Genomic DNA, 11,189 nt, shown 5'->3' with positions numbered 1-11,189 from the left:
CTAGTTTGCTCTTTGATTTTTATTGAGTATTAAATGATGTTTGAGAAGGTTTTACAGTAAAAGGAATTTAAAAAATCTAGAAAGAAAACATGAAAGATAAAATAAAAGAATATATACAAGAAAAGGGACGAGTCACTGTAAATGACTTGGCTCAAGCTCTCGGAAAGGATGGTTCTAAGGACTTCCGTGAGTTAATCAAAACTCTTTCCTTGATGGAACGTAAGCACCAGATTCGCTTTGAAGAAGATGGTAGTTTAACCCTAGAACAGAAGAAAAAACATGAGATTACCCTGAAAGGAATTTTCCATGCCCATAAAAATGGGTTCGGTTTTGTAAGTCTTGAAGGCGAAGAAGACGATCTTTTTGTTGGAAAAAGTGATGTTAACTATGCCATTGATGGCGATACTGTTGAAGTTGTCATTAAGAAAGTTGCTGACCGTAACAAAGGAACTGCTGCAGAAGCAAAGATTATCGACATCCTAGAACACAGTCTAACAACAGTTGTTGGGCAAATTATTCTTGATGATGAAAAGCCAAAGTATGCAGGTTACATCCGTTCAAAAAATCAAAAGATTAGTCAACCAATCTACGTTAAGAAGCCAGCTATTCAATTAGACGGTACAGAAGTTCTCAAGGTCTTTATTGATAAGTACCCAAGTAAGAAACACGATTTCTTTGTGGCTAGTGTCCTAGATGTGGTTGGACATTCAACAGATGCGGGGATTGACGTCCTCGAGGTCTTGGAATCTATGGATATTGTATCAGAGTTTCCAGAGGCAGTTCTCAAAGAAGCTGAAAGTGTGCCAGATGCTCCATCAGAGAAGGATATGGAAGGCCGTCTGGACCTGAGAGATGAAATTACCTTTACCATTGATGGGGCTGATGCCAAGGACTTGGACGACGCTGTTCACATCAAGCCATTGAAGAATGGAAATTTTGAACTTGGAGTTCATATCGCTGATGTCTCTTACTATGTGACAGAGGGTTCTGCTCTTGACAAAGAAGCCCTCAATCGTGCGACTTCCGTTTATGTAACGGACCGTGTAGTTCCAATGCTACCAGAACGCCTTTCAAATGGTATCTGTTCCCTTAATCCTCAAGTAGACCGCTTGACTCAGTCTGCGATTATGGAAATTAATAAGCAGGGTCGTGTTGTGAATTATACGATTACGCAGACCGTTATCAAAACAAGTTTCCGTATGACCTATAGTGATGTGAATGACATTTTAGCTGGTGACGAGGAGAAGAGACAAGAATATAAGAAAATTGTTCCTAGTATCGAGTTAATGGCTAAGCTCCATGAAACTTTGGAAAGTATGCGAATGAAGCGTGGTGCTTTAAATTTTGATACCAATGAAGCTAAGATTTTGGTAGATAAAAAAGGGAAACCTGTCGATATCGTACTTCGTCAGCGTGGTGTTGCTGAACGTATGATTGAGTCCTTTATGCTGATTGCCAACGAAACAGTTGCGGAACATTTTAGCAAGCTTGATTTACCTTTTATCTATCGTATCCATGAGGAACCTAAAGCTGAAAAAGTTCAGAAATTTATTGATTACGCTTCGAGCTTTGGTTTGCGAATTTATGGGACTGCCAGTGAGATTAGCCAGGAAGCACTCCAAGACATCATGCGTGCTGTTGAGGGAGAACCTTATGCAGATGTATTGTCCATGATGCTTCTGCGTTCGATGCAACAGGCTCGTTATTCTGAGCATAATCACGGTCACTATGGTCTAGCCGCGGACTATTACACGCACTTTACCAGTCCAATTCGTCGTTATCCTGACCTTCTTGTTCATCGTATGATTCGCGACTATGGACGTTCTAAGGATGTAGCAGATCATTTTGAACAGGTCATTCCAGAGATTGCGACTCAATCTTCAAACCGTGAGCGCCGTGCTATCGAGGCAGAGCGTGAAGTCGAAGCTATGAAAAAAGCTGAATACATGGAAGAGTACGTTGGTGAAGAGTATGATGCAGTTGTTTCAAGTATTGTTAAATTTGGTCTTTTTGTTGAATTACCAAATACAGTTGAAGGATTGATTCACATTACCAATCTACCTGAATTTTACCATTTTAATGAACGCGATTTAACCCTCCGTGGGGAGAAATCAGGTATTACCTTCCGTGTGGGACAACAGATACGCATTCGAGTTGAAAGAGCAGATAAGATGACTGGTGAGATTGATTTCTCCTTTATTCCAAGCGAATTTGATGTCATTGAGAAAGGTTTGAAACAGTCTGGTCGTAAGGATAGAGGTCGTCGTTCAGATAAGAAAGAAGACAAGAGAAAATCTGGTCGCTTAGGTGATAAGCGCAAGCATTCTCCAAAAGACAAGAAAAAAAGCAAGAAACCTTTTTACAAAGAAGTAGCAAAGAAAGGAGCCAAGCATGGCAAAGGGCGAGGGAAAGGTCGTCGCGCAAAATAAAAAGGCGCACCACGACTATACAATCGTAGATACGCTAGAAGCAGGAATGGTCCTGACAGGAACTGAGATCAAGAGTGTTCGAGCTGCTCGCATCAATCTGAAGGATGGATTTGCCCAAGTGAAAAATGGGGAAGTTTGGCTGAGCAATGTGCATATTGCACCCTATGAGGAAGGAAATATCTGGAATCAGGAACCCGAACGTCGTCGTAAACTCCTCCTTCATAAAAAACAAATCCAGAAATTAGAGCAAGAAACAAAAGGGACAGGGATGACCTTGGTTCCTCTTAAAGTTTATATCAAGGATGGCTATGCCAAGTTACTTTTAGGACTTGCAAAAGGGAAACATGATTACGATAAACGTGAGTCTATCAAACGACGTGAGCAAGATCGTGATATTGCGCGTGTCATAAAAGCAGTTAACCATCGATAGAAAGAGTGAACTAAATGGAAAAACTAGTTGCCTATAAACGCATGCCTGTCTGGAATAAAGACACCATGCCTGAAGCTGTTCAAAGAAAACACAATACTAAGGTTGGAACCTGGGGCAAAATCACTGTATTAAAAGGAACCCTTAAATTTATTGAATTAACTGAAGAGGGAGAAATTATAGCTGAGCACCTCTTTGAAGCGGGTGCCAATAATCCCATGGCTCAGCCTCAAGCTTGGCACCGTGTAGAAGCTGCTACAGATGATGTAGAATGGTACTTGGAATTTTATTGTAAACCTGAGGATTATTTCCCTAAGAAATACAATACTAATCCAGTCCATTCGGAAGTTTTAGAAGCTATGAATACAGTAAAACCATGTAAGGCACTAGACCTAGGATGTGGTCAAGGAAGAAATGCACTCTTTCTCGCTCAACATGGATTTGATGTCACAGCAGTGGACCAAAATGAGCTGTCCCTTGAAATGTTACAAAGCATCGTGGAGCAAGAAGATTTAGAAATGCCTGTCGGTATCTATGATATCAATTCAGCTAGCATAGGCCAAACTTACGATTTTATCGTTTCAACGGTTGTACTCATGTTTTTACAAGCAGAACGTATTCCTGCTATTATCCGAAACATGCAGGAACAAACCTCTATTGGTGGCTACAATTTGATTGTTTGTGCCATGGATACGGAAGATTATCCATGTTCAGTTAATTTTCCCTTTACCTTTAAAGAGGGGGAATTAGCAGATTACTACCAGGACTGGGAATTGGTTAAGTATAATGAAAATCCTGGCCATCTCCACCGTCGTGATGAAAATGGCAATCGTATCCAACTACGATTTGCTACTATGTTGGCTAAAAAGATAAAATAAAATCTTAAAACGAATAGAAAAGTTATCAATTTCTATTCGTTTTTTTATATAAAGACTTGAGGGCCAATCAACTGAATTATGCTATACTAGATGTGTAGACGATGCTAAAGACAATTTCTTAACCCGTATTTCTATGAAGTTCATAATAAGAAATTTTAAATTTTCCATACAACTAGCAAATTTTTAATAGGGAGGTAGCGCCATGCCTAGTCTTTTAGTCGAACTTTTTGATCATCACACTATCGAGAAAAATGTTTATCAGACTTTTATTTGTGATTGTGACGAGGTTCTATTTCTCTCCCTGAAAAAAATTACAGAAGAAGAAAGGTTGTCCTTGAAGCATTTTTTGCTGGATCAAGTATCCCATGTAAAACAAGTGCATTTTCGGCAAATAAGTCTAGATAAGATTACGGATGATTTGAATCTTTTCTTGACTAATTATGATTCAGTGACTTTAGATGTTTTTGGAGGAGATTCGATATTAGCTATTTTCCTTTATCAGTACGGTTTGGAAAAGCAATTACCGATTGTTGCAATTGATATTGAGCAAGGAAAACAATTCAAATGGAAGATGGGGAAGGTGGAAAAGGAAGAGTTAGTAATTCCTGATCTGACCATTGAACAGTTGATGGCCTTACGGGGTGGTAAACTCATCAAATCGAAACAACCTAAATATAGTCCGAAACAAATGATTACCATCAAAAAACTAGCCAACTATGCAATTTTAAACCCAGAGCAATGGTATCAGATTACTCAATTCTTTGCATTAGCTAAAACAATTGATTTTCATGCTGAAACAGTAAAAGTTTTGGAAAGTAACGGAAAAAGGTACTCTTATCCAGAATCAATGATTCCTCTACTAACAGAAGCTAACTTGATTCATATTGATGAGGAAAGTTCTGAACATATTAGTTACACTTTTTCTAGCTCTGAGGCACAATTGCTCTGTCGCACTAAAGGTCATATTTTAGAATTATATCTCTATCTTTTAGCGATAGAGTCAGAGTATTTTGATGAATGTATGATAGGGGCAGAAATTGACTGGAATGGTATTTTCCCTGAAGTTGATAATGTACAAAATGAAATTGATGTTGTCCTCCGTAAAGGTCAATCCATTATTTTTATATCTTGTAAAATGACAGACTTGTCTGTAGAAGCTATTAATGAACTCGAGGTATATGCTAATCATTTTGCTGGTGAAACTTGTTTGAAATTAATTGTTTGCTCTGGCAAAATCAATCCCGTATATAACCATCGTTGTCAAGAGTACGGTGTGTTGGTGATTAAACAAGATCAAATTTCAAATCTGATTCCCATGTTACAAAAACAGATCAAAAAGCATAAAATATGAACTGGATTAAAGGATTATCCTCAAAATATAATGGAAAGGCTGGTTTTCTCAGCCTTTTTCTTATCCTTTTCGAATAAAGTAGAAAAGGAGGTTTTATGTTTTTAGCTAGAGATAAAAACGGGCGCCTAGTCAATGCCTTGGAGGATGAACTAGTCAAACAAGCTTATTATTGTCCAGCTTGTGGAACAAGTGTTCGCATGAGAAAAGGAAAAAATGTGAGAAGGCATTTTGCCCATGAAAGTCTCAAAAAATGTGATTTTTTTCATGAAAATGAAGGACCAGAGCATCTGGAAAACAAGAAAAGACTGTTTTATTGGGCTAAGGAGAATGATGAGGTTGAAATGGAATATCCCATACCTGAACTGAAGCAGATTGCTGATATCTTTATCAATAAACAACTTGCCTTAGAAATTCAGTGTAGTCCCATTTCTTGTGAACTTTTACGGGAGAGAAGCAATGGTTATCGAAGTTTGGGAATTCAAGTTCTTTGGTTACTAGGAGAAAAGCTCTGGATAAAAGAGCGACTAACTCAACTTCAGAGAGATTTTCTTTACTTTAGTAATAACATGGGCTTTCATATTTGGGAGTTAGACCATAAAAAACAGGTTTTGAGACTCAAGTACCTCCTTCATCAAGATTTGAAAGGGAAACTCCATTATCAAGTCAAGGAATTTTCTTATGACAAAGGAAATCTTCTAGAAATATTACGGACTCCTTATCAGCAACAAAATCTTAGCACTTTTTCGGTCGAACAAGATAAGAACATTTGTCAGTATATTCAAAAACAACTCTACTATCAAAATCCCTATTGGATGAAGCAACAAGCCAAGGCCTACTTGAGAGGGGAGAACCTTTTGAATCTGAAGAATCAGGACTGGTATCCTCAAGTAAGGCCGATAGAAAATGATTCTTTTTGTCAAATTAAACAGGATATTAGTGATTATTATCGCAACTTTCGAATTTATTATCAAAAAAATCCTCAAACTCAGTTACAAAAGCTCTATCCACCTGCCTTTTATCAGCAATATTTCTTAAAAAATATGGTAAAATAGAAAGGATGGAGGAAACTTATGGTATTACAACGAAATGAAATCAATGAAAAAGATACATGGGATCTATCAACGATCTTTGAAACTGACCAGAAATGGGAAGAAGAACTCGCCCTTTTAACGGAAGATACAAAACAAGCAGCTAGTCTTGAAGGACATCTCTTGGATAGTGCAGAAAGCCTTCTTGACATTACAGAGCGTTATCTGGACTTGAGTCGTCGTCTTGAAAAACTTTATGTCTATGCACATATGAAAAACGACCAAGATACTCGAGTAGCTAAGTATCAAGAATACTATGCAAAAGCAATGGCTCTTTATAGTCAACTTGATCAGGTCTTCTCTTTCTATGAGCCGGAATTTATGGCTATCACAGAAGATCAGTATCAAAACTTTTTAACAGAAGAACCAAAACTCCAGCCTTATAAACACTTCTTTGATAAACTATTGCAAAATAAGGACCATGTCCTTTCACAACGTGAAGAAGAGTTGCTTGCAAGTGCTGGTGAAATCTTCGGTGCTGCTAGTGAAACCTTTGCTATTTTAGATAATGCAGATATCGTCTTTCCATTTGTTAAAGATGAAGATGGAAATGAAGTTCAATTGTCACACGGCGTTTATATGCGCTTGGTAGAATCTAAGAATCGTGAGGTTCGTCGTGGAGCTTATGAAGCCCTCTATGCTACTTATGAGCAATACCAGCACACTTACGCTAAAACCTTGCAGACCAATGTTAAAGTGCAAAACTACCGTGCAAAAGTTCGAAACTATAAGAGTGCGCGTGAAGCAGCTCTTGCAGCAAACTTTGTGCCAGAAAGTGTTTATGACAATCTAGTATCTGCTGTTCGTAAGCATTTGCCACTCTTGCATCGTTATTTGGCTCTTCGTTCAAAAATCTTGGGTATTCCAGATCTCAAGATGTACGATGTCTACACACCATTGTCTTCAGTGGAATACAGCTTTACTTATGAGGAAGCCTTGAAGAAAGCAGAGGAAGCTTTGGCAGTTCTTGGTGAGGATTACTTGAGCCGAGTTAAACGTGCCTTCAGCGAACGTTGGATTGATGTGTATGAAAATCAAGGCAAGCGTTCAGGTGCATATTCTGGCGGTTCTTATGATACCAACGCTTTTATGCTCCTTAACTGGCAAGATAACCTGGATAATCTTTTCACTCTTGTACATGAGACAGGGCACAGTATGCATTCTAGCTATACGCGTGAAACACAACCTTATGTATACGGAGATTACTCAATCTTCTTGGCAGAAATTGCTTCAACAACCAATGAAAATATCTTAACTGAAAAATTATTGCAAGAAGTTCAAGATGACGCAACACGCTTTGCTATTCTAAACAACTTCTTGGATGGTTTCCGTGGTACGGTCTTCCGCCAAACTCAATTTGCTGAATTTGAACATGCTATTCACCAAGCCGATCAAAATGGTGAAGTCTTGACAAGCGAGTTCTTAAACAATCTCTATGCTGACTTGAACCAAGAATATTATGGTTTGAGCAAGGAAGACAATCCTCAAATTCAGTACGAGTGGGCTCGTATCCCTCATTTCTACTATAATTACTATGTATATCAATATTCAACAGGCTTTGCAGCAGCTTCAGCCTTGGCTGAAAAGATTGTTCACGGTAGTCAAGATGATCGTGATCGCTATATCGACTACCTCAAAGCAGGGAAGTCAGACTATCCACTCAATATCATGCGTAAAGCTGGTGTTGACATGGAAAAAGAAGATTACCTCAACGATGCCTTTGCAGTCTTTGAACGCCGTTTGGATGAGTTTGAAGCCCTTGTTGAAAAATTAGGATTGGCATAAGGCAGATGGTAAAGTCTTATAGTAAAAATGCCAATCATAACATGCGACGTCCTGTTGTCAAGCATGAGATTGTCGAGTTCATGCGCCACAGACAAAAGCAGGTGACAGGTTCCCTAAAAGAACTAGAAAACTTTGCTCGCAAGGAAAATATTCCCATCATTCCTCATGAAACCGTCGCCTACTTTCGTTTCCTTATGGAAACCATTCAACCAAAAAATATTTTAGAGATTGGTACGGCGATTGGATTTTCAGCACTTTTGATGGCAGAGCATTCACCCAAGTCAAAAATCACCACTATTGACCGAAATCCTGAGATGATTGGTTTTGCCAAGGAAAATTTTGCAAAATTTGATCAACGCAAACAAATCACTCTCTTAGAAGGTGATGCGGTAGATGTCTTGTCAACGTTGACAGAGACCTATGATTTTGTGTTTATGGATTCTGCTAAGTCCAAATACATCATCTTTCTACCAGAAATCCTCAAACACCTAGAAGTAGGTGGAGTGGTTGTCTTAGATGATATTTTCCAAGGAGGAGATATTGCTAGGGATATCATGGAAGTCCGTCGAGGACAAAGAACGATTTATCGTGGCTTGCAACGACTCTTTGATGCGACTTTGGACAATCCAGGTTTAACCGCTACTTTGGTTCCTCTTGGAGACGGAATTCTCATGCTGAGAAAAAATCAAGCAGAAGTAGAACTGCCTGATATTGATTGATTTCAGATATTTTTAAGACAATTTGGTAAAATAGATAAGGTAAACCTTTATTTAGTGAACAAAAGGAGTAAACATGAAGAAAAAACTAATGGCAGGAGCCATCACATTGTTGTCAGTAGCCACTTTGGCTGCTTGTTCAAACAGTTCTGAAGGAACTGACTTGATTAGCATGAAGGGCGATGTTATTACTGAGCATCAATTCTTTGAAGAAGTTAAAAACAATGCGACTGCTCAACAAGTCTTGCTGAATATGACCATTCAAAAAGTTTTTGAAAAACAATATGGTTCAGAAGTTAGCGATAAAGAAGTAGAGGATGCCGTTGCAGAAGAACAAAAGAAATACGGTGATAGCTATCAAACGATTCTCGCCCGTTCAGGTATGACTGCAGAAAGCCGTAAAGCTCAAATTCGTACAAGTAAATTAGTTGAGTATGCTGTTAAGAAAGCCGCTGAAGCTGAATTAACAGATGAAAACTATAAAAAAGCATTTGAAGAGTATACTCCAGAAGTAACGGCTCAAATTATTAAATTTGACAGTGAAGATAAGGCTAAGGAAGTTCTTGCCAAAGCAAAAGAATCTGGAGCTGACTTTGCACAACTTGCAAAAGACAATTCTACAGACGAAAAGACAAAAGAAAATGGTGGAGAAATTACTTTCGACTCTGCATCAACAGAATTACCAGACGTAGTTAAAAAAGCCGCTTTTGCGCTTGATGTCAACGGAATTTCAGATGTTATCACTGCTCCAGGAACTCAAGCTTATACAAGTAGTTTCTACATTGTGAAACTAACTAAGAAGTCAGAAAAATCTTCAAACTTGGATGACTACAAAGAAAAACTTAAAACAATCATTTTGACTCAAAAACAGAATGATGCAACCTTTGTTCAAGGTGTCATTAGTAAAGAATTACAGGATGCCAATATTAAAGTTAAAGATCAAGCCTTCCAAAATATCTTTACACAATATATCAAAGGCGAAACAACTTCTGACAGCAGTAGTAGCGCCTCAAACTAAGATAGTAATGAACTACCTTCCTTTGTCTGGGAGGTAGTTTTTGATTTTCTGAAATAAGAACATTAAAGTTTAACGAATTCAAGTAACTTTCAACTATTTGTGGATTGAGTAAAGATGTCACTCAAGAATTTTTAATCATGACCCTATCTTGGGTAAAATTCGAATGTTTATACTGTAAGAGTTTTTTTCTAGGCTAAAAAATGGTATAATAGCTTATAAAACTAGAAATAATATGGGAAAATAAGATAATTTTTCCGATAGATAGGTGACATATGAAAATAAGTAAAAGGCATCTGCTGAATTATTCCATTTTGATTCCTTATTTACTGTTATCCGTTCTAGGATTGATAGTAGTTTATTCGACAACTAGTGCAACTCTTATCCAAGAGGGAAAAAGCACCCTGCAACTGGTTCGAAATCAAGGAATTTTCTGGATAGCCAGTTTGTTTTTAATTGCCTTGATTTATAAATTGAAATTAGGGTTTCTGCGAAATGAGCGATTAATCTTCATCGTCATGTTTGTTGAGCTGATACTGCTAGCTCTAGCGCGTTTAATTGGGATTCCTGTCAATGGGGCCTATGGCTGGATCAAGGTTGGTCCAATAACGATTCAACCAGCAGAGTATTTAAAAATTATCATTGTCTGGTATCTAGCACAGCGTTTTTCAAAACAACAGGATGAGATAGCTGTTTACGACTTCCAAGTTTTAACCCTTAATCAGTGGATTCCTCGAGCATTTAATGATTGGCGTTTTGTTCTACTGGTTATGATTGGTAGTTTGGCGATTTTCCCAGACCTAGGAAATGCGACTATCTTGATTTTAGTATCCTTGCTCATGTATACTATCAGTGGAATAGCTTATCGATGGTTCACAACTATTCTGGGCTTACTAGCTGGTGTCTCTATGATTTCCTTAACAGCCATTCGGATAATCGGTGTTGAGAAATTCTCTAAAATTCCTGTATTTGGTTATGTTGCAAAGCGGTTCAGTGCTTTTTTCAACCCCTTTAATGACCTGGCTGGAGCTGGACACCAGTTGGCCAATTCCTACTATGCCATGGTTAATGGAGGATGGTTTGGTCTGGGATTAGGAAATTCTATTGAAAAACGTGGTTATCTACCAGAAGCCCATACAGACTTTGTCTTTTCGATTGTCATCGAAGAGTTTGGATTTGTAGGAGCAAGTCTTATTCTTGCTCTCCTATTCTTCTTAATTCTACGAATCATTTTGGTAGGAATTCGCGCAAGGGATCCTTTCAACTCAATGGTAGCAATAGGTATTGGGGGCATGATCCTGATACAGGTATTTGTTAACATTGGCGGTATATCAGGCTTGATTCCTTCAACAGGAGTAACCTTCCCTTTCCTTTCGCAAGGGGGGAATAGTCTCTTGGTTCTTTCTGTAGCCATAGCATTTGTATTAAATATTGATGCCAGTGAAAAGCGTGCGCGACTTTTTAGCGAATACGACGCACAGCTTTAAGACATAGATAACA

Annotated in this window: 9 protein-coding genes; all 9 read left to right on the top strand. The window is 38.2% G+C overall.

Features of this window, described 5'->3' with window-relative positions; genetic code table 11:
• Positions 1-89 precede the first annotated feature (89 nt).
• The 9 genes from rnr (at position 90) to ftsW (ending at position 11,176) form a co-directional block, all read left to right on the top strand.
• Entirely contained in the window at positions 90-2,429 is a 2,340-nt protein-coding gene (gene rnr, locus HMPREF2619_RS04675; protein WP_070459461.1) for a ribonuclease R, read from the top strand.
• A complete protein-coding gene (gene smpB / locus HMPREF2619_RS04670) occupies positions 2,392-2,859 on the top strand; it encodes an SsrA-binding protein SmpB (RefSeq protein WP_070459458.1) in 468 nt (155 codons plus the stop codon). Before rnr ends, smpB begins: the two co-directional genes overlap by 38 nt.
• A 14-nt stretch (positions 2,860-2,873) precedes the next feature.
• On the top strand, positions 2,874-3,734 hold the full coding sequence (gene tehB / locus HMPREF2619_RS04665) for an SAM-dependent methyltransferase TehB (RefSeq protein ID WP_070459455.1): 861 nt from the start codon (positions 2,874-2,876) through the stop codon (positions 3,732-3,734).
• A gap of 202 nt (positions 3,735-3,936) precedes the next feature.
• The gene (locus HMPREF2619_RS04660) at positions 3,937-5,085 is read left to right on the top strand and encodes a PDDEXK family nuclease (protein WP_070459452.1); all 1,149 of its coding nucleotides are present in this window, start codon (positions 3,937-3,939) and stop codon (positions 5,083-5,085) included.
• A 95-nt stretch (positions 5,086-5,180) separates the two neighbouring features.
• Complete coding sequence (locus HMPREF2619_RS04655) at positions 5,181-6,137, top strand: competence protein CoiA (RefSeq protein WP_070459448.1); 957 nt, start codon at positions 5,181-5,183, stop codon at positions 6,135-6,137.
• Between the two features lie 18 nt (positions 6,138-6,155).
• Positions 6,156-7,958 carry an oligoendopeptidase F gene (gene pepF, locus HMPREF2619_RS04650; protein WP_070459445.1) on the top strand — a complete coding sequence of 601 codons (1,803 nt, stop codon included), beginning with the start codon at positions 6,156-6,158 and terminating at the stop codon, positions 7,956-7,958.
• A 5-nt stretch (positions 7,959-7,963) separates the two neighbouring features.
• Positions 7,964-8,677, top strand: a complete 714-nt coding sequence (locus tag HMPREF2619_RS04645; RefSeq protein WP_083279593.1) for an O-methyltransferase — start codon at positions 7,964-7,966, stop codon at positions 8,675-8,677.
• Positions 8,678-8,750: 73 nt separating this feature from the next.
• A complete protein-coding gene (gene prsA, locus HMPREF2619_RS04640) occupies positions 8,751-9,692 on the top strand; it encodes a peptidylprolyl isomerase PrsA (RefSeq protein ID WP_060955634.1) in 942 nt (313 codons plus the stop codon).
• Positions 9,693-9,964: 272 nt separating this feature from the next.
• Positions 9,965-11,176 (top strand): cell division peptidoglycan polymerase FtsW, encoded by a 1,212-nt coding sequence (gene ftsW, locus HMPREF2619_RS04635; RefSeq protein ID WP_070459442.1) that lies wholly within the window; start codon positions 9,965-9,967, stop codon positions 11,174-11,176.
• The last annotated feature ends 13 nt before the right edge of the window (positions 11,177-11,189 follow it).

The organism is Streptococcus sp. HMSC074B11, from assembly GCF_001808705.1.
Lineage (GTDB): Bacteria > Bacillota > Bacilli > Lactobacillales > Streptococcaceae > Streptococcus.
The sequence above is the reverse complement of the archived record's forward strand: the minus strand, read 5'-3'. Positions and strand labels throughout refer to the sequence as shown.

Excerpts from the sequence above, each read along its gene's own strand:
- rnr (WP_070459461.1), top strand. The coding sequence starts at position 90 with ATGAAAGATAAAATAAAAGAATATATACAAGAAAAGGGACGAGTCACT.
- smpB (WP_070459458.1), top strand. The coding sequence starts at position 2,392 with ATGGCAAAGGGCGAGGGAAAGGTCGTCGCGCAAAATAAAAAGGCGCAC.
- tehB (WP_070459455.1), top strand. The coding sequence starts at position 2,874 with ATGGAAAAACTAGTTGCCTATAAACGCATGCCTGTCTGGAATAAAGAC.
- HMPREF2619_RS04660 (WP_070459452.1), top strand. The coding sequence starts at position 3,937 with ATGCCTAGTCTTTTAGTCGAACTTTTTGATCATCACACTATCGAGAAA.
- HMPREF2619_RS04655 (WP_070459448.1), top strand. The coding sequence starts at position 5,181 with ATGTTTTTAGCTAGAGATAAAAACGGGCGCCTAGTCAATGCCTTGGAG.
- pepF (WP_070459445.1), top strand. The coding sequence starts at position 6,156 with ATGGTATTACAACGAAATGAAATCAATGAAAAAGATACATGGGATCTA.
- HMPREF2619_RS04645 (WP_083279593.1), top strand. The coding sequence starts at position 7,964 with ATGGTAAAGTCTTATAGTAAAAATGCCAATCATAACATGCGACGTCCT.
- prsA (WP_060955634.1), top strand. The coding sequence starts at position 8,751 with ATGAAGAAAAAACTAATGGCAGGAGCCATCACATTGTTGTCAGTAGCC.
- ftsW (WP_070459442.1), top strand. The coding sequence starts at position 9,965 with ATGAAAATAAGTAAAAGGCATCTGCTGAATTATTCCATTTTGATTCCT.